The sequence below is a fragment of the Sediminicola sp. 1XM1-17 genome, from assembly GCF_037203765.1.
Lineage (GTDB): Bacteria > Bacteroidota > Bacteroidia > Flavobacteriales > Flavobacteriaceae > Sediminicola.
This window is the reverse complement of the sequence record NZ_JBBCAS010000002.1, coordinates 38658-63669: the sequence shown is the minus strand read 5'-3', so window position 1 is coordinate 63669 and position 25012 is coordinate 38658. Positions and strand designations below refer to the sequence as shown.

Annotated in this window: 20 protein-coding genes; 7 read left to right on the top strand and 13 right to left on the bottom strand. The window is 39.8% G+C overall.

Annotation, left to right across the window (positions count from 1 at the left end):
• The 6 genes from WAA86_RS03265 to ilvD all read right to left on the bottom strand — a co-directional run bounded on the left by WAA86_RS03265 (window position 1) and on the right by ilvD (window position 8799).
• Window positions 1-1590 (bottom strand): NADP-dependent glyceraldehyde-3-phosphate dehydrogenase, encoded by a 1590-nt coding sequence (locus WAA86_RS03265; RefSeq protein WP_337299546.1) that lies wholly within the window; start codon window positions 1588-1590, stop codon window positions 1-3.
• Window positions 1591-1755: 165 nt separating this feature from the next.
• On the bottom strand, window positions 1756-3021 hold the full coding sequence (ilvA, locus tag WAA86_RS03260; protein ID WP_337299545.1) for a threonine ammonia-lyase IlvA: 1266 nt from the start codon (window positions 3019-3021) through the stop codon (window positions 1756-1758).
• A gap of 115 nt (window positions 3022-3136) precedes the next feature.
• On the bottom strand, window positions 3137-4612 hold the full coding sequence (gene ilvC / locus WAA86_RS03255) for a ketol-acid reductoisomerase (protein WP_337299544.1): 1476 nt from the start codon (window positions 4610-4612) through the stop codon (window positions 3137-3139).
• A 48-nt stretch (window positions 4613-4660) separates the two neighbouring features.
• Entirely contained in the window at window positions 4661-5194 is a 534-nt protein-coding gene (gene ilvN, locus WAA86_RS03250; RefSeq protein ID WP_337299970.1) for an acetolactate synthase small subunit, read from the bottom strand.
• Between the two features lie 59 nt (window positions 5195-5253).
• Window positions 5254-6987, bottom strand: coding sequence for a biosynthetic-type acetolactate synthase large subunit (gene ilvB, locus WAA86_RS03245; protein WP_337299543.1), 1734 nt, complete (start codon window positions 6985-6987; stop codon window positions 5254-5256).
• 135 nt (window positions 6988-7122) lie between these two features.
• Window positions 7123-8799, bottom strand: coding sequence for a dihydroxy-acid dehydratase (ilvD, locus tag WAA86_RS03240; protein ID WP_337299542.1), 1677 nt, complete (start codon window positions 8797-8799; stop codon window positions 7123-7125).
• Between the two features lie 349 nt (window positions 8800-9148).
• Here ilvD and WAA86_RS03235 point away from each other — a divergent pair, with 349 nt between their 5' ends.
• Window positions 9149-10528 carry an aldehyde dehydrogenase gene (locus tag WAA86_RS03235; protein WP_337299541.1) on the top strand — a complete coding sequence of 460 codons (1380 nt, stop codon included), beginning with the start codon at window positions 9149-9151 and terminating at the stop codon, window positions 10526-10528.
• A 30-nt stretch (window positions 10529-10558) separates the two neighbouring features.
• On the opposite strand, the gene WAA86_RS03230 is transcribed toward WAA86_RS03235, so the two are convergent.
• Genes WAA86_RS03230 through WAA86_RS03210 form a run of 5 tightly spaced genes read right to left on the bottom strand, consistent with a single transcriptional unit; the run spans window position 10559 to window position 15170 of the window.
• Window positions 10559-11398, bottom strand: a complete 840-nt coding sequence (locus tag WAA86_RS03230) for a biotin-dependent carboxyltransferase family protein (protein WP_337299540.1) — start codon at window positions 11396-11398, stop codon at window positions 10559-10561.
• Window positions 11391-12128, bottom strand: coding sequence for a 5-oxoprolinase subunit PxpB (gene pxpB / locus WAA86_RS03225; protein ID WP_337299539.1), 738 nt, complete (start codon window positions 12126-12128; stop codon window positions 11391-11393). Before pxpB ends, WAA86_RS03230 begins: the two co-directional genes overlap by 8 nt.
• Window positions 12125-12868, bottom strand: a complete 744-nt coding sequence (pxpA, locus tag WAA86_RS03220) for a 5-oxoprolinase subunit PxpA (protein WP_337299538.1) — start codon at window positions 12866-12868, stop codon at window positions 12125-12127. Before pxpA ends, pxpB begins: the two co-directional genes overlap by 4 nt.
• Window positions 12869-14062: an Nramp family divalent metal transporter gene (locus WAA86_RS03215; protein WP_337299537.1), complete on the bottom strand. Its 1194-nt coding sequence runs from the start codon at window positions 14060-14062 to the stop codon at window positions 12869-12871.
• Between the two features lies 1 nt (window position 14063).
• Window positions 14064-15170 carry a DUF2891 domain-containing protein gene (locus WAA86_RS03210; RefSeq protein ID WP_337299536.1) on the bottom strand — a complete coding sequence of 369 codons (1107 nt, stop codon included), beginning with the start codon at window positions 15168-15170 and terminating at the stop codon, window positions 14064-14066.
• 280 nt (window positions 15171-15450) lie between these two features.
• Here WAA86_RS03210 and WAA86_RS03205 point away from each other — a divergent pair, with 280 nt between their 5' ends.
• Together WAA86_RS03205 and WAA86_RS03200 are read left to right on the top strand one after the other, a co-directional pair.
• Complete coding sequence (locus WAA86_RS03205) at window positions 15451-15894, top strand: hypothetical protein (protein ID WP_337299535.1); 444 nt, start codon at window positions 15451-15453, stop codon at window positions 15892-15894.
• A gap of 20 nt (window positions 15895-15914) precedes the next feature.
• On the top strand, window positions 15915-16451 hold the full coding sequence (locus WAA86_RS03200) for a hypothetical protein (protein WP_337299534.1): 537 nt from the start codon (window positions 15915-15917) through the stop codon (window positions 16449-16451).
• 150 nt (window positions 16452-16601) lie between these two features.
• On the opposite strand, the gene WAA86_RS03195 is transcribed toward WAA86_RS03200, so the two are convergent.
• Complete coding sequence (locus WAA86_RS03195; RefSeq protein ID WP_443217567.1) at window positions 16602-19454, bottom strand: M16 family metallopeptidase; 2853 nt, start codon at window positions 19452-19454, stop codon at window positions 16602-16604.
• Window positions 19455-19710: 256 nt separating this feature from the next.
• On the opposite strand from WAA86_RS03195, the gene WAA86_RS03190 reads away from it, so the two are divergent.
• Window positions 19711-20913, top strand: coding sequence for a sensor histidine kinase (locus WAA86_RS03190; protein WP_337299533.1), 1203 nt, complete (start codon window positions 19711-19713; stop codon window positions 20911-20913).
• 543 nt (window positions 20914-21456) lie between these two features.
• Here the strand turns inward: WAA86_RS03190 and WAA86_RS03185 are convergent.
• On the bottom strand, window positions 21457-21759 hold the full coding sequence (locus WAA86_RS03185; RefSeq protein WP_337299532.1) for a hypothetical protein: 303 nt from the start codon (window positions 21757-21759) through the stop codon (window positions 21457-21459).
• Between the two features lie 585 nt (window positions 21760-22344).
• On the opposite strand from WAA86_RS03185, the gene WAA86_RS03180 reads away from it, so the two are divergent.
• From WAA86_RS03180 to WAA86_RS03170, 3 genes are all read left to right on the top strand, one after another.
• Complete coding sequence (locus WAA86_RS03180) at window positions 22345-22839, top strand: hypothetical protein (RefSeq protein WP_337299531.1); 495 nt, start codon at window positions 22345-22347, stop codon at window positions 22837-22839.
• A 535-nt stretch (window positions 22840-23374) separates the two neighbouring features.
• A complete protein-coding gene (locus WAA86_RS03175; protein ID WP_337299530.1) occupies window positions 23375-23860 on the top strand; it encodes a hypothetical protein in 486 nt (161 codons plus the stop codon).
• Window positions 23861-23914: 54 nt separating this feature from the next.
• Complete coding sequence (locus WAA86_RS03170; RefSeq protein ID WP_337299529.1) at window positions 23915-24919, top strand: DUF2971 domain-containing protein; 1005 nt, start codon at window positions 23915-23917, stop codon at window positions 24917-24919.
• Window positions 24920-25012: the final 93 nt, after the last annotated feature.

The following is a 25012-nucleotide window of genomic DNA, read 5'->3' as shown; positions in this document are numbered from 1 at the left end:
TTATAGGATGTAATCTGTACTTATGAAATTGGAAAGTTTGGAATCCAATAATTTCTCCAAGATTTCATTGTTCAGTGCATTGTCCTTGGAGGCCACAAAAGTCCGGATGGAAAAGGAACGCAAAGCATCATGTACACTCAGCGTTGCCTGGGCCGAATCCTTACGCCCTGTAAAAGGATACACATCCGGACCTCTTTGACAAGAACTGTTCAAATTTACCCTGCAGACCAAATTCACCAAGGTATCTATGAGGGGAGCAAGTGCATAAACATCCTTCCCGAACAGACTTACCTGTTGTCCATAGTTGGAAGCTGCCATATCATCCAAGGGCTCCTCAATGTCCTTAAAGGACAATATCGGTATTACAGGACCAAACTGTTCTTCCTGATATACACGCATATCTTTGGTCACCGGATACAATACCGCGGGCCAAATATAATTATCTCTATGCTGCCCTCCTTTTTTGTTCAATATTTTTGCGCCTTTGGAAAGGGCATCATCAATTAATTCCTGTATGTAGGCCGGCTTGCCGGGCTCTGGCAATGGGGTAAGTTTTACGCCATTCTCCCAAGGATTGCCAAATTTGAGGGCATCTACCCTTTCGGCGAAACGTTTGTTGAATTCTTCCCTGATATCCTCGTGTACATAGACCACCTTTAAGGCCGTACAACGCTGCCCATTAAAAGATAATGTTCCTGCTATGCATTCATCAATGGTAAGGTCCAGATCGGCATCTGGGAGTACAATGGCCGGATTTTTTGCCTCAAGGCCCAAAACCAGACGTAATCTATTGCTCTTTGGATGTTGTTCTTGCAGTGCATTGGCAGATTTACTGTTCCCGATCAAGGCTAGTACATCTATTTTTCCGGTTTTCATGATAGGACTGGCCACCGTTCTTCCCCTTCCAAAGATAATATTGACCACGCCTTTTGGAAAGCTCGATCTAAAGGCCTCCAATAACGGTGTAATAAGTAATACCCCATGTTTGGCAGGTTTAAATATGGTGGTATTTCCCATGATAATGGCAGGAATCAACAACGCAAAGGTTTCGTTCAATGGGTAATTGTAAGGTCCCAAACAAAGTACAACTCCCAAAGGACCTCTGCGGATATGGGCATATACCCCATCGTGCTTCTTGAACTTAGCCGCATCCCTATCCAGCTGCTTGTAATCCTCTATGGTATCGTAGATATAATCTACTGTACGGTCAAATTCCTTTTCGGAGTCCGGGAGCGACTTCCCAATCTCCCACATCAACAATTTCACTACTTCATTTCTTTTCGCCTCCATTTTTTTGACGAACTTTTCCATGCATTCAATGCGCTCACTGATCCTCATGGTAGGCCATGCACCCTGTCCTTGGTTGTAGGCCTTTAAAGCTCCTCCCAGGGCATCTAGGGCCGATTTTTCATCCATATCCGGAATGCTGCCCAATAAGGTAGGTTTATATGCTTCTGTGGAAGATATGGTGGAGAATACCTCAGTAGAATTTCCTTCCCATTTTTTCAGTTCGCCATCTACCAAATAGGTATTGTGATGTATCACATTGGTAATTTCAAATTCTGCTGGTATGTTCGATTTTTTGCTCATAATTGCCAATAATTTAATAAATAAAAGGGCGAAAATTGATATTTCTCCCTAACGAAGTTAATAAAATACATTCTTAAATTTCACCTTAACATCCATAACTTTTCATAGAATGAAATCGAAAACGATTGAAATTGTTCCATCTCACAAAACTACCTAAATCAGTGCTTAAATTAAGTACTGAAAGAGGTCTGGTTTGTCGTTTAGGTACTCTCCGAAAAAGTTTTTTTCCTTCATCCTTGAAATAAGGGGCTCCAGGTCATCCGGACTTTTCAATTCGATCCCCACTATGGCAGGTGCATTTTCTTTGCTTGATTTTTTGGAATATTCAAAATGGGTAATATCGTCATCGGGTCCCAAGATATCTGCCACAAATTGCTTTAAGGCACCCGGTCTTTGGGGAAAACGGACGATGAAGTAATGCTTTAACTGCCCATATAATAACGCCCTTTCCTTAATTTCGGCCGTTCGGGTAATATCGTTATTGCTACCACTGACAATACAGACCACATTTTTGTCCTTTATCTCCTCCTTAAAATCGTCCAGGGCCGCTATGGTCAATGCCCCGGCAGGTTCCACAACAATGGCATCCCTATTGTATAGGTCCAAAATGGTCTGACAGACTTTACCCTCGGGTACGGTAACCATATCATGTAGGTATTCTTTGCAGATGGCAAAGGTGTAATCCCCTACCCTTTGTACCGCGGCGCCATCCACAAATTTATCTATGTACTCCAACTCCGTGTTCTGGCCCTTGGCCATAGAAGTTTTCATGGAGGGCGCCCCTTCTGGTTCCACTCCTATAATTTTAGTGTTTGGGGATAGGGCCTTAAACACCCCAATAAGTCCAGAGGCCAGGCCGCCTCCCCCTATGGCGACAAACAAATAGTCGATGGGAACATCTGATTGCTCCAATATTTCCAGACCTACGGTGCCCTGCCCTTCTATAGTCTTGGGATCGTCAAAAGGATGTACAAAAGTCTTCCCCTGCTCTTTGCAGGCTATCATGGCAGCTTTGGAAGAGTCATCAAAGGTATCTCCAATTAAATTGACCGTCACCCAATCCCCCCCAAACATTTTGGTCTGCTCTACTTTCTGTTTGGGAGTCACGGAAGGCATATAAACGGTCCCATGGATTCCCAAATGGTTACAGGCAAAAGCAACTCCTTGTGCATGGTTGCCTGCACTGGCACAAACAACGCCTTTGGCAGTTTCCGCTTTTGTAAGTGAGCTTATTTTATTGAAGGCACCTCTTATTTTATAAGATCTTACCCGGTGCAAGTCTTCCCGTTTCAAAAGAATATTGGAGCTGAACAACCGGGAATACCTGATACTTTGTGTCAATGGGGTGACCTCAGCCACTTGCCTGATGACTTGGGAGGCCTGTTTTATGTCCTCTAATTTTGGAAAATATGTGGATACAGTGTTTGCCATAATTCTTTGCTTGCCATAACCGAGGGATATGGATAAAATTAATCGCAGCCGGTAGTCTTAATATAAGCATTAAGTTACCGACTGCGACCTCTTGTATAAACTAATTCAACTCAACTTAAACGATACGTTTCATAGCGGTCATAGAGGCGCGCAATCGGCCTCCTACAATTTCAACCGGATGGTTCCTCAAGGCCTTGTTCACGGCGATCAGCTTTGCATTGTCCACGCCATTGCCCTTACCTTCCCCATATTTCTTCCCGATGACATCGGTATCGATCTTCTTCATAAAATCCTTCAACAGTGGCTTACAGGCATGATCGAACAAATAGCAACCATATTCGGCCGTATCGGAGATGACACGGTTCATTTCAAACAGTTTCTTTCTCGCAATGGTATTGGCAATCAACGGTGTTTCGTGTAGGGACTCATAATAGGCAGATTCCGCAATAATTCCTGAAGCGGTCATCGCTTCAAAAGCCAATTCCACACCAGCTCTTACCATCGCTACCATCAAAACTCCGTGGTCATAGAAATCCTGCTCAGTAATCTTATCCGATCCAGCTGGAGTCTTTTCAAAGGCCGTTTCACCGGTAGCGGCTCTCCAAGTATGTAAATTTTTATCGTCATTGGCCCAATCTTCCATCATGGTTTTGGAAAAATGTCCGCTCATGATATCGTCCATATGTTTATTGAACAAAGGACGCATGATGTCTTTTAATTCCTCTGAAAGTTCAAAAGCTTTTATTTTCGCCGGATTGGACAAGCGATCCATCATATTGGTAATGCCACCATATTTTAGTCCTTCCGTAACTGTTTCCCAACCGTATTGGATCAATTTGGAGGCGTACCCCTTATCGATTCCCTTTTCTACCATCTTATCGAAACAAAGGATAGAACCTGTCTGCAAAAGACCACAAAGAATGGTCTGTTCCCCCATTAGATCCGATTTTACCTCAGCAACGAAGGACGACTCCAAAACACCTGCCTTATGTCCGCCGGTGGCCACAGCATAGGCCTTAGCCTGTACCAGTCCTTTTCCTTCTGGGTCGTTGTCTGGGTGAACGGCAATCAAAGTAGGTACACCGAATCCCCTTTTATACTCCTCACGGACCTCAGATCCAGGACATTTTGGTGCTACCATGATAACGGTGATGTCCTCACGGATCTTCATCCCCTCTTCCACAATATTGAAACCATGGGAGTATGATAAGGTCGCTCCTTTTTTCATCAAGGGCATTACGGCTGAAACCACGCTGGTATGTTGTTTGTCGGGGGTAAGATTGACCACCACGTCGGCAGTCGGCACCAATTCTTCATAAGTACCAACATTAAAGCCATTTTCTTTGGCGTTTTTATAGGATTGGCGTTGTTCCTTGATTGCTTCTGCCCTAAGGGTATAAGAAATATCCAATCCTGAGTCCCTCATGTTCAAACCTTGGTTCAGTCCTTGGGCCCCACAACCTACAATTACAATTTTTTTTCCCTTTAGGGCGGATACACCATCTGAAAATTCTGAAGATTGCATAAACCTACATTTGCCCAATTGGGTCAGTTGGTCTCTTAAGGATAGTGTATTAAAATAGTTTGCCATTTTTAATGTGAGTTTTAATCCCGCTTGACATCGGGTAGTATTTATTGATTAATTATTTGTTGTTTGAAATTCTTGCAATAATGCAGAAATCTGCATTTCCGCCTTGGATACGGCGATTCTTCCAGATCTAACGAACTGCATGATGCCGTAAGGTTTTAACTGGCTGTACATTTCGTCCACCTCCGAACGCCTGCCCGATTTGGCAACTACAAAAAAGTCCCTCGAAACCGTTACGATCTGGGCGTTGTTGTCTTTTATAATATTCTGTATCTGTCGTTCATCGAACAATAAATTGGAGGCAATCTTAAATAAGGCAGACTCTTGATAAATAGTTTCCTCATCGGTATGATAAAAGGCCCTGATCACCTCGATCTGCTTTTCTATCTGTCCCACGATCTTACGCACCCACTCTTCGGTGGTAAAGACGACTATAGTGAATTTTGAAATGCCCTCTATTTCTGATTTTGAGACATTTAAACCCTCTATATTGATATGTCGCTTCAAAAATATTCCGGATATTCTATTCAGTAATCCGACGTTGTTTTCTGAATATACCGATATGGTGAACCACTGTTTTTCCATGCTCTTTTCTTTCTCCTTCAAATTGAAGTATCTTTTTAAATTGATTCTATTCTGCGATATTATTTCAGTCTAATGTCTGAAACCGAGGCCCCTGTTGGTATCATCGGAAAAACGTTATCCTCCTGTTCTACTTTTACTTCCAAGAAATACGCCTCTTTAGATGCGATCATCTCCTCAACAGCGGCTTGCAATTCTTTACGTTCGGTCACCCTTTTAGCCTTGATGTGATACCCTTCCGCAATTTTTACAAAATCGGGGTTTGTCATGATGGTTGACGCATATCGCTTTTCAAAGAATAGCTCCTGCCACTGGCGTACCATACCCAAATGTTCATTGTTCAATACCACAATTTTTACAGGGGTTTTGTTCTGGAAAATGGTTCCGAGTTCCTGAATGGTCATTTGGTACCCTCCGTCACCTATAATGGCAACCACTTCCCTGTCCATAGCTCCCATTTTTGCACCTATTGCAGCCGGAAGCGCAAAACCCATGGTGCCCAAGCCACCGGAGGTAATATTACTTTTCGATTGGTTGAACTTTGCATACCTACAGGCAATCATTTGGTGTTGCCCAACATCGGAAACTATTACCGCCTTGTTTTTTGAGGCCGTATTGATCTGTTCGATAACCTCTCCCATGGTCAATCCTTCCTTGGTAGGATGAATATCTTTATGGATGACGGTATCAAATTCTATCTGGTATTTTTTCTTGAATTCCTGGTGCCAGGAATCATGGGTATTCTCCTTGATCAATGGCAACAAAAGTTCCAGACTTTCTTTTGCATTGCCTAAAACTCCGATGTCTGCCTTGACATTCTTATTTATTTCTGCCGGGTCTATTTCAAAATGAATGACCTTGGCCTGTTTTGCATACGTTTCCAAATTACCGGTTACCCGATCATCAAAGCGCATGCCTATGGCTACCAGCACATCACATTCATTGGTCAGCACGTTGGGACCATAATTGCCATGCATCCCAACCATCCCTACATTCAGGGGATGGGCCGTATCCATGGCAGACAGTCCCAAAATGGTCCAGGCTGCAGGAATGCCTGCCTTCTCAACCAGTGCCTTTAACTGTGCTTCAGCTTCCCCCAAAATAACCCCTTGTCCAAAAATGACATACGGCTTTTTGGCTTCATTGATCATATTGGCAGCGGCTTCAATGGCCTTCATTTCCGGTTTCGGAAAGGGATTGTAACTCCTAACGGCCTTACAGGGTTCGTAGCTAAAATCGAATTCATCGAACTGTGCATTTTTGGTAATATCAATAAGCACGGGTCCGGGACGTCCTGATTTTGCAATATAAAAGGCTTTCGCCAATATTTCCGGTATTTCCGATGCCTTGGTCACTTGGTAGTTCCATTTGGTCACAGGCGTAGAGATTCCAATAATATCGGTTTCCTGAAATGCATCAGAACCCAAAAGGTGTCGGGCTACCTGTCCCGTGATACAAACCATTGGAGTAGAATCTATCTGTGCATCTGCCAATCCCGTTACCAAGTTGGTTGCTCCGGGACCTGATGTGGCCATGGCAACCCCTACTTTACCTGAAACCCTAGCATATCCTTGTGCGGCATGGGTTGCCCCTTGCTCATGGCGGGTAAGAATATGGGTCAATTTATCTTGGAACTTGTACAATTCATCATAAACCGGCATGATGGCCCCTCCCGGGTATCCGTATATCAAATCCACACCCTCGGCCAATAAACAATGGATAATGGCCTCAGCACCGCTAATCCTCATAGTCGCTCTTTCTTGTTTTGCCGTTTTTTTCTCTTTTACTGTTTCCATAGGCCTTTCCCCATCACTCAATCTCGTCGAAAGGTTTAGGGCATTTTTAATTTAACACTATTTGTTCAAAACCATTTTTCAAATTCCTGCATTAGCACTGACGTACTCTATATTTCCCGAAGGATGGTTCTTTTGCTAAAATTCATCGGTCACACAACCCTGGGAGGCCGATGAAACCATTTTTGCATATTTGTACAAACTCCCTTTGTTTACTTTTAATGCTGGTTGTTGCCATTTCGCCTTTCTCGATTGTATTTCAGCATCCGAAAGATCCACACTGATACTGTTCTTTTCTGCATCTATGGTGACGATATCACCGTCCTGTAAAAGGCCTATGGTACCACCATCCTGTGCTTCCGGAGCAACGTGGCCTACAACAAACCCATGGGTTCCTCCAGAAAATCTACCATCTGTGATCAATGCAACATCCTTTCCAAGTCCCGCACCCATTATGGCCGCAGTGGGCTTCAACATCTCTGGCATTCCCGGACCTCCTTTAGGGCCCTCGTATCTTATGACAACAACATTGCCTTTTTTAACCTCTCCATTGCGGATCCCGTCATTGGCCAAGAATTCTCCATCATAAACTTTAGCCGGTCCGGAAAAATACAGACCTTCCTTCCCGGTTATTTTTGCTACGGAACCCTCTTCTGCAAGGTTGCCATATAATATTCTAATATGTCCCGTTGGCTTTATGGGGTTGCTTACCGGCCTTACCACATCTTGGCCTTCCGATAAACTGGGAACGCTTGCTAGGTTTTCTGCTACTGTTTTTCCGGTAACGGTCAAACAATCACCGTGCAACATGCCATGCTCCAACATAAACTTCATTACTGCAGGAATACCTCCTACCCTATGTACATCTTCCATTAGATATTTTCCACTAGGCTTTAGATCGGCCAAAAATGGAGTAGTGTCACTAATTTTCTGGAAATCATCCAGTGTAAATTCAATCTCTGCCGCTTTGGCTATGGCCAAGAAGTGGAGAACCGCATTGGTGGACCCTCCTAGCACTGTGATCAATCGAATGGCATTTTCCAAGGATTTCCTGCTAATAATATCACTAGGCTTGATATCCTTTTCCAATAAATTCTGAAGTGCCCTTCCCGAATTGAAACAATCCTCTTTTTTCTCATTCCCCATGGCAGGATTGGAAGAATTAAATGGCATGGCCATGCCCAATGCTTCTATAGCTGATGCCATGGTATTGGCCGTATACATGCCCCCACAAGCTCCTGCCCCAGGACAGGCGTTGTGTATTACACTTTTATAATCTTCTTCATTCATAGTGCCTGCAACCTTCTCTCCCCAGGCTTCGAAAGCAGAAACCACATCCAATTTCTTTCCATTGAGACATCCTGAGGCAATGGTACCTCCATAAACAAGAATGGATGGCCTATTGAGCCTAATCATGGCCATAAGGGCTCCTGGCATATTTTTATCACACCCAACAACAGTAACCAAACCGTCATAGTTCATTGCCTGAACCACGGTTTCCATGGAATCGGCAATAATATCCCTTGATGGCAATGAATAGCGCATCCCATAGGTTCCCATCGAAATACCATCACTTACCCCTATGGTGTTGAAAATTAAACCGACAGCACCTCCGGCGTTTACGCCCTCCTTCACATGCTTGGATAGGTCATTTAAATGCATGTTGCATGGATTACCTTCATAACCTGTGCTCCCAATTCCTATCAGTGGTTTTTCCAAATCTGCATCGGTGAGGCCGATTGCGTGTAACATTGCCTGTGCAGCTGGCTGGGTGGGATCTTGGGTGACGTTCTTACTGTATTTGTTGAGTTCCATTAAACTTTATATTGCTATTCCTTGAATTTTATTTGAATCATCTATTATTCAAAGATAAATGTTTCATTTACGCCAAATTATTAACAAAGTGCCCCGGTTCAAATCCAATAACAATATTCACTATTTATGTTGTTCATTTTCAATGGTTTAAACACACTATTGGTATCATATCCAACAAATTCAATAATGTAAATATACAAGGTGGGAAAGTGCTCCTATGCACAAATCAGGTATGGATTTTGGTTTTGGAGGTGATAAGGCCGTAGCTAAGCCCTAAGTTTTGGAATTTTTGATTAGCTTGTACTATTAATTCCTTTGCACTGGAACTAAGCCCTATTTATAATTTAACATGAAGACTACCATTTCAGAAACCCTTCAAGTCCAGCGGGATTTTTTTGCAACACAAAGCACCAAAGACATCGCCTTTAGGAGAGAGGCGTTGCTAAGGCTCCAAAAAGAAATCATTGCCCGGGAGGATGCCATTTGCGATGCCATTTATGCGGATTTTAAAAAACCACATTTTGAGACCTTGGCGACCGAAACCCAGTTTGTCCTGGCAGAAATAAAATTGGTTCTGAAAAAGCTAATTTCATGGGCCCGTCCGAAAAATGTTTCCTCCACTTGGTTGAACTTTCCGTCGACAGATAAAATTTATAAGGAGCCCTATGGCACTGTTTTAATCATAGCTCCCTGGAACTATCCGTTCCAATTGGCTCTCTTGCCCCTGGTAGGGGCCGTAGCAGCCGGAAATACAGTGGTCATAAAGCCTTCGGAAGTAACCCCAAACACATCAAAAACTATCCATAGCATCATTAAGGCCGTTTTTCCAAGGGAACACGTATCCGTGGTTGAAGGAGGGGTCGAGGTATCCCAGGCCCTTTTGAAAGAAAATTGGGATTATATATTCTTTACCGGAAGTACCAAGGTGGGACAAATTGTATATGAAAGTGCGGCCAAACATTTGACTCCGGTAACCTTGGAATTGGGAGGAAAAAACCCGTGTATCGTAGACGAAAGCAGTTCATTGGAGCTGGCTGCAAAAAGAATATGCTGGGGCAAATTCTTAAATGCCGGACAGACTTGTATTGCCCCAGATTATATTTTGGTCCACCAAAGTGTCAAATCGGCCTTTGTCACCGCTCTGATAAAAATGATACAAGAGGGCTATGGAGGGGATATTAAGAATTCTTCAGATTATGCTAGAACAGTTGGCTCTTCTCATTTTAACAACTTAAAAGATATGCTCGTTGGTGAGGATGTCCTTTTTGGAGGTGATACGGATCCTGAAGACAACTACATTTCTCCCACTCTGGTGAATGAACCCCAACTGGACAGTAAATTGATGCAAGGTGAAATTTTTGGCCCCATCCTACCGATCCTTTCCTATGAAAGTGAATCTGATATCCACAACATTGTACAAAATTATGGCAAGCCTTTGGCCACCTATGTTTTTTCCAACAGAAAATCATTTCAAAATAAAATCATCCAAAAATACAGTTATGGTGGTGGCGCTATTAATGATACCGTCATACAAGTGGCCAATAAAAGATTGCCTTTTGGAGGTGTTGGGGGCAGTGGGATCGGCTCGTATCACGGCAAGACAACCTTTGAACTCTTTTCCCATCACAAGCCCATAGTCCACAGGGCAAATTGGTTGGATGTTCCCTTTAGATACCCCCCTTACTCCTTACCTATCAAATTTGCCAAAAAATTGAAAAACCTATTGTAGTCCGTTTATAATCGCTCCACAAGCTTTGGCCTATAACAGTGTAAACGAAACATCATCGCCATAACGTTTTTGGGCCAAGATTGAAATCGCCTTTTCGGAAAGTTGTAAAATACGTGGATATCCCCCGGTGGTCTGTCCGTCTTTCATGAGAATGATCAATTTTCCTGAAGGGGTCAGCTGAATGGTTCCAGGAAGCGTAGCCGATGTAAGCATGGATATGGCATGCCCCTCTATGGCCTCGTTCAACTGGTATGCCATTCTATTGTTCTCTTTGGCTATTGTAAAGTCGTTGCCAAACAATCCATGCGTTTGCTTCTCCGTCAACAATCTGTATTCCGGACCTTCAAAAACTTCCAAAACCGATTCTCTCAATAAAGAATGCGCCTTTATTTCCTGAATTTTTGGTTCAAAATCTTTGCATTCATCGTATGGTATTTGATCATTGTCCTTTATACGGGATGAACTGGTCAGGGGTTTGTAGTACGATCTGCTTCCCAAAACAAGAGGTGACTTAAAACCACCTTTTATGGCGAGGTACGATCTCAATCCGTGTTCCAATTTTCCGAACGAAACGATATCACCGGCCAAAACCTTGTGAATCTTAAAATTTTTAATGGGCTGGTCATTTAAGCTCATGGGTAGCTCAGCACCGCCGGCCACAATATAGGTGTCCGCCTCAAATTCCAATCTTGGTCCGGTCATGGTAATTTCCAGTACTGCCGATTTCTTGTCATTTTCCAATAACATATTGAGAATAGCATAGGAAAAGGAATCCATTACCCCGCTCACAGGCACCCCTTTGTTCCTGTAATTAAACCTGCCCAGGTCCTGGACGGTAGTAAAAAAACCAGACTTTATAACATTAAGCATCCACCTTAGTTTTTTTCAATTTATATATACCAACCTCGCCCTGTAATTTAAGTAAGTCGTACTCCCCTTTGGTAATCGAATAAAATTTTATTTTGTCGCCCACATTTACAAAACACGGATTTTCCTTTTCCTTATTGAACATGGGAACGGGGCAATTACCGATAATATTCCATCCTCCAGGGGATTCTTGCGGGTAAATCCCCGTTTGTTTCCCGGCCAGGCCAACCGATCCCTGTTCCACTTTAAGTCTTGGGGTTTCTCTCCTTGGAATTTCCAAGGCTGGAGGCAATCCTCCCAAATACATAAAGCCCGGTAGAAAACCAATTCCGTAAACCGTATAGACATGCTGGGTATGCATCGATATAATATAGGATGGGGTCAGATTTAATTTTTGGGCAACCTCCATGAGATCTATCGCAAAATCTCCTTCATAACAAACAGGCAGTTCCCAAATAAATTGCTCCGTCCTATGGTCACCGGATTTCTGGGAATACCATTCTTGGAGTTCAACGCTAAAGTTTTTGTAATCTATTTTACCTTCCCTGTGGATCAAAGCCAATGAATTATAGGCTGGGACCATTTCCCATTCTTTTTCATTTAGGTGATGGGTTTTTAAATGATGAATAAAATGAAGGATATCGTTCAAGATCTGCTCTTCAACTTTATCGGGCCATTCTACCAGTACGGCAAAATCCCCAAACGGGCGTATTGAAATTTGAAAAGGGCTCACTTTTTTAGGTAAATCTGTTTGTTGGGCAATTCCTTTGAAAGATACACTAATATTTGCAATGCTGTAGGGGTATCTCCATGAATACAGAATGTTTCTGCCTCCATATTTTCTGTGGTACCCTGCACAGTAACAACCTTGTTATTCTTCACCATATTGGTCATGTGCTCCAAGACCTCCCTTGGTTCTTGAATGAGGGCATTCGGGGTACTCCTTGAAGCCAAACTAAGGTCCCTATTATAATTTCTGTCCCCAAAAGCCTCAACCATTATTTTAAATCCACGTTTCAGGGCTTCTTTTTCCAAAACCGACCTATATGGCACGAAAATAAAAGTGCTTTCCTTGAAGTTCTCCACCGCATCCAAAAAAATGGATGCCAATGTTTCATCCTTGGCAATATCATTATATAAAGCCCCATGTGCCTTGATATGGTGCAATTCCAACCCTTGTCCATCCAAAATAAGCATCAACTTGGATATTTGCTCCAGTATGGTACTTTTCAATGTCTCGGATGGAATGGCCAAGGATACGCGTCCAAAATTTTCTTTATCGGGATAAGCCGGATGTGCACCAATTTTCACCTTTTCCTTTTTGGCCAGCAGCACAATTCTTTTCATGGTCTCCTCATCGCCGGCATGTCCACCACAGGCTATATTGCAAGAGGATATAAAAGGAAATAGGCTCTCTTCATTACCTACTCCTTCCCCAACGTCACAATTGATATCTATATAGTCTTTTTCCATCTAAAATAGCCCCGCCACCTTTAAAATACTCTTCATGCCCAATACTACGACCAATAAAATTATAAAAATAGCAAGCACATTCTGTGCAGCAGAATTTTTAAAGGCACCCATCAAGGCTACCTTATTGGCCACCCATAGCAAGAAAATGGCTATAACAGGCAATAAGATACCATTGGTCACCTGTGCAAATTGGATAATTTCTATGGGTTTGATTCCAAATGTCAACGAAAGGACTCCTAAAACAATAATGGTCATCCATACCAGCTTAAATCTAAGATCTTTGAGGCCTGCATTCCAACCAAAACAGCTGTTTACCACATAGGCCGCTGCCAATGGAGCTGTAATGGCAGAGGTAATGCCAGCTGCAAAGAGGCCTATCCCCATAAAATACCTCGCTCCATTGCCATATAATGGTTCCAGACCTTTTGCCAAATCCAAAACGGAAGTAATATCACCGCCAGGTATGGTGGTTGCCGCGATAATGATTGCCATGGAAACCATCCCTCCCAAAATGATGGAAATATAAGTGTCTTTTCGCGCTGTTTTCAAATCCTCTTTGCGCTTCCATTTTTCACTCACCAATGAGGCATGCAAAAACAAATTATAAGGAACCACGGTTGTCCCTACCAAAGCGATAATGGTAAAAACGCTATTTTCTGGCATGGTTGGCACCAACATACCCTTAAGAACCTCCAGTATATTTGGTTTGGTAATGATAGCCGTCAATAAAAAAGAAAGGCTCATGACGATCACCAGGGTGACCAAAACTTTTTCCAGGGTTTTATAGTTTCCCAGATATAGGAGTACAAAAGCGATGGCCCCTATGACAAAAGGGTAATAAAAATTGTACCCATTGCCAAAAATAGCTTCAAGGCCCAAGGTGGCACCCCCTATATTTCCCCCTTCGTATGCCGTATTTCCAATGACGATGGCCCCAAGAATAATCCCAATGACCAGATTGCGGAACAGTGGAATCTGGATCTGGTCCTTAATAACGTCTGCAAGCCCTTTTTGGGTTATAATGCCCAATCTGGCTGACATTTCCTGCAGCACAATAGTAGCTATGATAGAAAGCAACATGGCCCATAACAGGGAAAAACCGAATTGTACCCCTGCCAAAGTACAGGCGGTAACTGTACCAGGCCCAATAAATGCGGCGGCCACCAATACCCCTGGACCAATATTCTTGAACATCCTACTTGGTTTTATTTAATGAATATAGTGCAAAAGTTCCCAACCAATGTGAGCCTTCGTAGTGATCATCTACAATATTGGGCAGGGAATAATTGATATGGTCATTGGCAATATTTTTTAAATGGGCATACTCGGGAAGAGTTTGTGCAATACCGTATAAACACCATGCCCTACTGAAATTGAGTCCGTCCAAATGCACCAGTTTACCATCGGTCCTATCAGATACCCGCCCTGGTTCCAACTTAAAATTCGGGTCTGCCAACTGGGGCATAAAGGTATCCAGCCATTTCTTGAAGGCATCCTTGGCGTATACTTTGCGTACCAGGTTTATTTCTTCCAAACAGGGAGATAGAAAATCGAACCCGCTCGGCTCCCATGCCATTGGGCAGCCCTTGTCTTCGGTGTAAAACCGGTCTACCCCGTCCTTTATGGATTTCATCAATAATACGTCATTTACGGCCACCGCATAATCCCATGCCAAGGAGAGTCCAAAGGCGGTATTGGCATGCTCCCCTACCCGAATCGGATAAATTAATTTTGGGAGAAAGGACTCATAGGAAGCCACAATAAATCGGGTTAGGGGCTCCAGGTTAAATTCCAATTCTCTGGCCATGGGATCATCCCAGGTGTGAAGTTCTTCAGAAAGTTTCAATATCCAAGCCCACCCGTAGGTACGTTCAAAAGAAATATTGCCGGGCATCTCAAAATAGGCCATTTCCTGAGCTATATTTTCCTGAGAAAGGGACTCCTTAAGTTTTTCACGAATCAGTCCGGCCTTTCCCAAGTCAGGAAATTGCTTTAACAAGGAGACCAAAGACCAGTGGCCATGAACAGACGAATGCCAGTCGAAACAACCATAAAAAGCCGGATGTAATGATTTGGGACCTCTTAAATGCGTGGAATCGTTCAAGGTTTGTCCCAATTTATTAGGGTACTCAACGGCCAAGCAGTTCAACGGCAGATCTGCAAGGCTATTGGCCTCGGCCAAGGTTAAAACTGGTGCCTTGGCAATTATTACTTCTTGAACTTCGGAGATGGACTTAGGCTGCTCTTTACAGCTATAAATAACTGTAAAAAGGATTAAACAAAACGTAAATTTACACTTCATGGGATAGAACTATTTTAAAAAAAATAAATGTACATATAATCCCCTAAACCTAAAATCAAATAATGGAAACCATATTTTTATTTGTTGATACTCTTGAATTTATGTTTATTCCGTTCACTGTCTGCCATGTCCGTTTTTATTGCTTACCAAGCATTCGAAACAGGCTTAAACAGTGCAGTTCATCTAAAAGTTTGCATTTCGTCTAAAACTTGACAATACTAGATAATATTCTTAAAAAATTAAGGTTATAATATTCCCGAACCTTAATTGACCTACTTTAATGACTTGTTTACAATGTAAAAAGGAACTGAGTTATATAGACCATAAGAACTCCATGGACACCCTAGGTGTTGAACTTTGTGATAAGCACTTTGCCCAACTACAAAAGTTGATCCATAAAAATAACACCCCTGTTGAGGCTGTACAGTTGTATTATGGCCTAAAAAACGCCGGTGTACATCCCATGTTGGAATGGTGGGATGGGAAAAAATCAGTAGATGTGGCTATTTCTAGGGTAAAACTCAATATTGAAATAGATACAGAGTACAGTATGATGACCCATGAGCAGGCCATCAATGATTTGGAAGAGGCCATGCATTCATTTAAGAATGGATTTACAACCATACGCATACCACATGTTGTTATAAAATACTACCTCAAAGAAACAGTGAACAACATTTTGGGTATAATGGAAGGACTAAAGGCCAATATTAAGGCAATATGAGTTAAATAAAACCAATAGTGATGGAGATCGATAAAAAAATTCTGACCCTACCTTTGAGAATTTCGATGTGCGTAATCCTAGTGGGATTTATATTTAAAGTACTACATTGGCAATTGGCCTCCACCTTACTTACATTGGGCTTTGTAAGTATATTGGTTCTTTATGCACTACGATTTTGGAATAAACCCCAAAAAACCTTTCTGGCCTATAATAAATTAATACTCATTTCTTTCTGGACTATCAATGGACTGATCCAGATGTACCATTTGCCTTTCGCTCTTTACACGCAAATCATACTTGTGATTTCCTTGATCCTTTGGGCCGTTTTGGAAGGCACGGCTTACTTTTCCAAAGAAAATAAAAGCAAAACGCTAAATACAAGTCTTATCATTTGGAACTTGATCATGGTATTGGGGAGTATGGCCATTATCTCTGGAGGATTCTTTATGCTTTTAGAATGGGACTATGCCCTTGCACTACTGACATTAGGGGTGTTTTTGATTACTATCTACGTCTTTAAAGATGTTTTTGCACAAGAAAGAAGGGAAGAAAAGTAGTAGTGCGTAATTCTGAATTGATAAGGAGCTATTGGGGTTCTCCTCCGTACAAATCCCATTCCTGCTTTAAAGCAATCAACGATATGAAAAACCCAATAATAAAAAAGGCACCCCGATAGGATGCCTTATGATATTTATTAAAAAACTATATTACATTTTAATTTTTATCGGCTTTAATTCCTTTCCTTCCTTGTCCACTAGCAACACTTCGTCAAATCCCATTTTTTCGAATTGTTCAAACTGGGTAGCGGCATCTCCCACAACCAAATAGGCCATTTTGGACTCATCCAAATATTTATTGGCCAGTGCCTTATGCTCTTCCAATGTCATGGCTTTCACAATTTGTTCCTCCCCTTCTATATAATTTTTGGGCAAATCGTAACTGCTCATTTCTTGCAGCATACCCAATAGGGAGTTCTGTGTTTCAAAACGTCTGGCGTTCGATTTTATCAATGCATTTTTGGTAAATTCCAGATCTTCCGAAGAAATACCATTTTTATAATTTGCAATCTGGTCTTTAAATATCTGTACCGATTCCCCGGTGGTATTGGTCCTTACACTGGAGGATGCCGTAAAAGTTCCCGGGACCTTGCCCCCATTAAACCCTGACCTCGCACCATAGGTATAACCCTTTTCTTCACGGAGGATCATATTTACATTTCCGGAAAAAGAGCCCCCTAATTTGTAATTCATGACCTCGGCAGGATAATAATCCTTATCGGTTCTGGGCAAGGCTATATATCCAATATTGATCACAGATTGCTTGGCATTGGGAATATCCACAAAATATAGGGAAGCTTTTTCGCGCTTACTGGGAACAGGGTATTCTGGGATACTTACCTCCTTGGCTGCCCATTTCTGCTCCAACCCTCTAAGGTTCTCCAAGACCTTATCCTGGTCAATTTTTCCAACGACATTGAATTTGCTTATTGATGGAGAAAAGTTTTTGGAGTAGAACGCCTTCAAATCGTCTATAGTAATTGCTTCTATGGAAGCTTCGGTACCGCTTAACGGATAGCTGAAAATATGATTTTCTCCATATAAAAGTTTATCGTAAACCTTATCAGCAACCGCATTGGGGTTGGCCTCGTCCCTTTTTATTCCATTGATGGTCTTTGTTTTAATTCTCTTGAATTCTTCCTGATCCCAGCGCGGTTCCAATAGAATTTCTTCCATGAGTTTCATGGTTTTATCAAAATTACGGGTCAATGTATTTCCGCGAATTACAATGGCTTCTTTGGTGGTGTACATATAGATGGAAGCGCCCAGCAACTCAATTTCCTCTTCCAATTGCTCCGGCGTCTTGGTAGCGGTCCCCTCCATCATAATATCTGTCATTAAATTGGCCACCCCGTTCTTGTCCTTATCGTCCATCAAATGTCCTCCTTCAATAACCAAACTAAAGTTAACGGTAGGAATCTCATCCTGTTCAATACCATATACATCAATACCATTGTCTAACTCTGCTGTCCATGTTGTTGGGATGGACAATGCGGGGGCTGTCCCTTGTTTGGGTTCTACAGAACGGTCGAACTTGGAAGGGGTCTTCACAATTTCTTCTTTGCTTTCCTCTACCACCTTGGTTACATTTTCTTTGATCTCTTCCTCTACCACGGAAGCTTTTTGGGAATTGTCCGCTACCAGTTCCATTTTTCCTTTGGGGACAAAGCTGGTCATTACATAAGGTTTGTCCTTGATATAGGTATTGTACACGCGCAATACATCCTCCTTGGATACTTTTTTAATGTTTTCGATATCCTGTTCAATGAAGCCAGGATCTCCGGCAAAAACATTGTATTGTGCCAATTGAAAACCTTTTCCCAAAATACTGCTGATACCGTTGTAAAACTGGGTCTCCAGTCCGGCTTTGATCCTCTCGATATCCCGCTCTGAAACACCCTCTTTTTCGAAGAGTGCGAATGCCTCATAAATTCCGGCTTCCACATCTTTCAAACTTTTGTCATCATTTGCTGTAATAATAATTTGGAATTCCCCGGCCAGTTCCTGGGCATTGTTATAGGCCGTAGTCCTGGAAGTCAGATCTTTTTCCTTGACCAAAACCTTATACAGGGGTGCCTTTTTTCCATTGGCAAGAATCTCCCCCAAAAAATCAAGGGCATAGGCATCTTCGGTATACTGTTGTGGAGTTGGCCAAACCATGGTCAATTGAGGGGTCTTGGCAAAATTGTCCTCATGATACAAACGTTTGGTCTCGGTCAAAGTAACTGGCTGAGGTTCCATGGGAACAACTTCCTGACGTCGTTTGATCTCTCCAAAATACTTTTCGATCATCGCTTTGGCCTCGTTCGTTTCAAAATCTCCCGAAAGCACCAAAGTCGCATTGTTGGGACCATAAAATCTATCGTAGAATTCCTTTACATCATCAACGGTGGCATTTTGAAGATCTACCAACTCCCCTATGACCTGCCAATTGTAGGGATGGCCCTCTGGGTATAAGTTTTTATCGACCACCCAACTGGTATGTCCATAAGGATTATTGTCCACCCGTTGTCTCTTTTCATTCTGTACCACCTCTTGTTGGTTGTTGAATGCCGATTCTGTTACCGTATTTATCAAATATCCCATTCTATCACTTTCCAACCACATGATCATTTCCATGGCATTCTTGGGTACAACTTCATAATATACGGTACCATCTTTCCAGGTGCCCCCATTCAAGGTTCCACCGGCATCCTGTATTTTTTTAAAGAATTGGTCCTGCCCCACATTCTCCGATTCCTGGAACAGCATATGCTCAAACAAATGTGCAAATCCAGTACGTCCGGTTTTCTCCCTGTTGGAACCTACCCCATATTGAATGGCTAGGGAAACAATGGGATCACTTTTGTCCTGGTGGAGTATCACATCCAAACCATTGGCCAATTCATACTTTTCAAAATCGATGGAGAGATTGGCCGTTTCTTCCACTTTTTTCTCGGTCTTACAGGAAGTAAAGACCAATGTCATGCTGAAAAAAGCCAAAAAAACTGATTTCATTTTCATTGTTGTTGTCATAAGGTGATTATTTAATAGTCCTTAAATATACAATTGTCTATTAAAAAATAGATGTTATTCTCTGATAAATAGAACTTAGCCTATTTCTAGGTGTGCATGTTTTTAAAGTGCTTTATATTAAAATGACCACAAAATAAATTCTACAATTATCTTCCTTTTCGAATTTATTTTTAAAAATTAAACCATGTATGTTCGATACAACATTCTATAAATTTATGCGTTAAGCATTTTTAAAAATAGGAACATGCTAGAGCCAAAAGTACATGAGAAAGAAAAAGAAAGATTAAAGGAATTAAAATCGTATGCTATACTGGACACTCTGTCCGAAACTGATTATGATAATATTACGGCTATCGCAGCATCTATTTGTGGTACTGAAATTTCTTTAATTAGCTTAATTGATGATGAGCGTCAATGGTTCAAATCTAGTTTTGGTGTTAACCTTACGGAAACACCAAGAGAAATTTCCTTTTGTGCCCATGCTATAAATGATCAAGAAAATGTGTTCATAGTTCAAGATGCCAGAAAAGATGAGCGTTTTCATGATAATCCTTTAGTTACGGGTGATACGAATTTGACATTTTATGCAGGTATTCCTTTAATCAGTGACAATGGTCTTCCACTAGGTACATTGTGCGTAATGGATCACAAACCAAAATTATTAAGTCAAAGTCAGGTAAAGTCTTTAAGGGCCTTAGGAAGTCAGGTCATGAATATTTTAAATCTAAGAAAAACAAAAATCACCTTAGAAAAATCCTTAGAATCTTTAAAAGAAAAAAATTTAGAACTAGAGCAATTTGCTTTTATCGCTGCTCATGATCTTAAATCTCCTCTAAATGGAATTAATATGTTGTCTCAATTAATTTCTGAAAACAACGGCTCTAAGTTGGATGATGAAAGTAAGGAAATGCTAAGCATGATTGCAAAATCGTGTGATAACTTAAAATCGCTTATCGACGGATTATTGGAATACAGTAGAAGCGAAAATGTGCTAAAAGAAAGTAAATCCTTGGTAAATATCAACAGTTTGATAAATGATATGACCGGACTTTTTGTTTACGAGAATAATTTGACCCTCACATTAAAAACCTCACTGATAGATATTATCGTGAATAGAACCGCACTGGAACAAGTTCTAATAAATCTTATTGCCAACGCGATCAAATATAATGACAAAGAACATGTAGAAATTGAAATTGGGGTTTCAGAATCAACAACTCATTATGAATTTCATGTTCAAGATAATGGTCTTGGTATAGCATTGGAATACCAAGAAAAGATTTTTGATATTTTTAAAGTCCTAGAAAATAAAGACAGGTTTGGAGATAAAGGTAACGGAATAGGTTTAGCAACTGTAAAGAAAGTTATTACAAATTCCGGTGGTACAATAAAAGTAATATCAGAGCCTGCAATGGGAGCCAGGTTTATATTTACCATTGAAAAATAACGGTTTCTATTATTTGGAATAAAGATACCCAGTGGTTAGAACTTATATGGTATCATTCCTATTCCATTCGTTTAAAAATAACATTAATTAGCAACTCTTTGCCTTTATCATGTAGTTCGGTAGGAATTATTAACTAATACATTTTCAATACATAAACTACCCTAGCCAACCTTCCCTATCTAGGCTACGGTATTGGATAGCTTCCCCTATATGTATTAATGTGCATGTTAAAGAATTACACATGTAACTATCTCAATGTCTTTTTTTTATATATTGAATCAAACTCCAATCTTACTTTATATTAAGCTTTTTACTCCTACAATGGTATAGCCATTCTTGGATAGTAAGTGTACTCAACAGCATTTCCTCACACCTACCCTTTAATACTTTACTATTTGTTTTGCTCATGGATTTAGCAGTAATATTCTTAAACTCATCGAGCACTCTCAATGTAGTTTCAATATCATCTCTGGACATATTATTATAATTGGGAGTATAAAGATAATATACTCAATTAAAAAAAAACTAACAATTAAGCAGGGGTTATTTTTTGAGCAATCTTTGAAAGGTTGCTAACTTTAAAAACTCCTCTTCGTTCTCATAAATATATTCAACTATCTCTAATGGAGTAAATTGAGATAGAGTAGATGAATTATTGTATGAAGGTTTTAAGTTAAAGACTTCTTGTAGTCTGTTTTTTTGAAGCTCACTTAGAGACTCCCTTTTAAGAGCCATTCTTATTGTGGCATCTGTCATATCTAATACCTCACCCATGTCTTTGTAGCCTACTTTATTCTGAGCCTTATAAATACGAAGCCTATCATAAAAACTATTATTTATATCCATAGCTTTAATTATTATAATCCATTCAACACAAACATAGTTAATATTCTCAGTTTTTACCTTATATTCACAACTTAATCGAACTAATAAAAGATATGACCAATGAAATTTTATTATTAGTATATGCAATAGTTTTGTAGTGGTAGTATTCCTTGCAATAAGATCAATTATCCTCTGGTACTACAAGATAAATGATATAGCAGACTTATTAACTGAAATTAAAGAGGAGCTTAAAAGACGATGATTAAAACATTCAGATTCACAACCCAATCAAGAACATCATGCCAACTCAGAAAGAAAGGAATTTAGAGATAGCTAGAAATAATTACTTCAATAGCAATAACGATAAGACTGACAAGGAGCTTATGCTTGAGACTAACTACTTATTAAGTCAGTTAGTGGAGTCAAATAAGAAAAATACTAGTAATACCTTTGCTCTGGTTATGCTCATAGCAATACCCTTAATCTTATCCCTAATCAAGTATTTACCTATGCTTATAGCGTAAAACTCGAGCTTAGCTAAAATGGAATGAAAGAAATTTTTAGAGTAATCTTATTTTAAACATAATCAAAAATCTAAATTGTTACATGGGGCTATTTGATAGATTCAAAAAGGAGAGTGATGAAAGTCGTAAAAGTCGACTGAAGGAAATACTTTCCGACATAGGTTGCAACCCCTACGACTTTAATCATGACGAGATGGAATCATATGAACTTTCTTTACAGGAGGAGCTAGATGAGGTTATTATAGGGTCTGAGATAACCTATGATAATAGAGAAAGGGATTTTGATTTTGTAAGTCTTAACGATTATCAAAACGGCACAAAATTTCTTTATATGGCAATGAATAATAGAGACACTAGAGAAACTCGTAATTTGATAGATAGATATAGCTCTAGACTAGGAGAGGATATGCTATTAAGAAAGGAATTTAAGTCAGTGGATTTATATGAATTAGAAAACGAGCCAAAAGGACATCTAAGAACATGGGAATTAACTTTTTTTAATATAACGATTGGATATTCAAATGAAGATAATATCAATACTACCTACGTGGTTGTTTATGATAAATTCATTAATTAATATAGATGTGATTCGGAGCAGTAATTATTAATAACAATTTGTAAAAACCTGTTTTTGCTTGTTTAGGAGGGTAATCCCTGCAGGGATTTTGGCTTGGCTCTCTGTGGCGGAAAAAATACCACCACAGGAGAGAGAGAAAACCCTCGCTTTTGTTTAGCTTTTTTTTAATAGTTGTTATTAAGGGAATACATTAACCTAGTTTTGCACCCAGATAGAAGTCTATTTATTTGATAGAGAGGTGTTTAAGTGAGTGGTAAATGTTAAAACTGTGCAGAAAAAAGTACTTTTGCCCCTGCTCTGGGAACCCCAGTAAAACCGTTGGTCTTTTTAGGTCACTTTTAAGCATAAAAAGAGCCAAATTTTTTATCTGTGGATATCAAATAAAATAAATCAAGGTATAATAGAATACCTTAAATATCTTCATTGTTAATTTAACTTAAGTCACCTTATATTTAAAATATTCAATATTAAAATATAGAATATTTCCTTGATTTTTTGTTTTCTTTGTAGGCCAAAATAACCAAACCTTAAATTAATGAAATCCCCTTTTTTACTTTTAGTCTTACTATTGATTACTTTAACTACGCATGCCCAAATAGGGAAATCCCAACAAGATATTGTACTGAAATTTGGGGAGCCTACCAGAATCAGTCCTCCAATGGATGGGGGTGGTGTTATGATTAATATGGGTTCCTCGATTTATTATTATTATGAAGATGGTGAAAATAGTTTTCACTTCGACTATGATACAAACCTTTGTATTTCATATTCAGTTTGGCATTATTATTTGACTGATTTTTATAAAAGAGTAAAATATATTAAAGAAAATGCAAGTTATTTGGGCTATAGCATATTAAAAGCTGGTTCAATGGAAAAAAAAACTGACTATTATCAATTCGAAAAGACAGGATATTACATTAGTGTTTTCTTAATGCCAAGTATGAAAAAGGGCAATGTTCGTTATTTTGAAAATAAAAGTTCTTTACCCGACCTTAAGTATAGAAATTCACCATTATATTAACATCAAATCTCAACAACGCAATCATAGCCTAACTGGTGGTAACAAGCTAAAAAAATGAGTGAATACAAATACGGAGACCGAACATATAAACTGGCTAATGGAAATTATGAAGTTGAATTATCTAATGAAATAAAACAACCTGAAACAGTTTTCAAATATTACGGTAAGACAGAATATAGCATTGACGCAATAATAAAAAATTATTTATTTTGTAGTCATCCATATCATCTAAACGACTCTATTGATAGTTCAAGTCTTTTATGGGATTTTACAAATTTATCGAAAGCAGTATTTGAAAAATTCTATAAGCAGTATGGTTTTGATAAAGTATTGGTAATAGACTATGAGAAAGAAAAAGCAAGTGGTTTTGAGACTATAAAACAGAAGTTTTTTGAATTGGCTTCTAAAGATGCTGGAGTAATATCTTTAACAACTAATTCATTGCAGACCTTAATGTGGGCGCACTATTCTACAGAAAGTGGATTTATGATTGAATTAGACTGGAACCATATAAAAAATAACCTAAAGGGTTTAAATCCAAAATTGAACAATTATGCTTTTTTTCCAATACAATACGTTGACAAATTAGAAAGTATTGATTTTTTTGGTAATGGTTTTAATTCACCAGACATACCATTTCTTTATTCAACTGCTGTTAAAAGAAAGGATTGGAGTTACGAAGACGAGTGGAGATTAATGACTTATACATCGGACTATGGTGTACCTAATTCTATTAATGGTCCTTTTGAAGATATTCCAAGTCATCATGACAGAAAGGTATATTATCCAAAAGATGCAATAAAATCAATAGTTTTAGGTAAGCGTTTTTTCAACTCATCAAATTTAAAAAAAGTAATTGACGAAAAAACCTATCAACTAAAACCCAATTCCGATTTAGACTTTATCAACTTTCTAATAGACCATTATAATGACAAAATTTACTTTTGTGGAGAATACCAAAACGGAACTGAATTCAAAAGAAGTGCTGAAAAGGTTCATTTTAATAAAGTAGATTGGAATACAATTCAAATGATAAGAGAAGATAAAGTTTATTTATAAAATAAAAGCCAGTTGCCAACACCGTATATAATTTATTGCTAGTTATTGCCTCCTTACGATAATCCTCTCGGATTCTCTATTCGGTTTGTATTT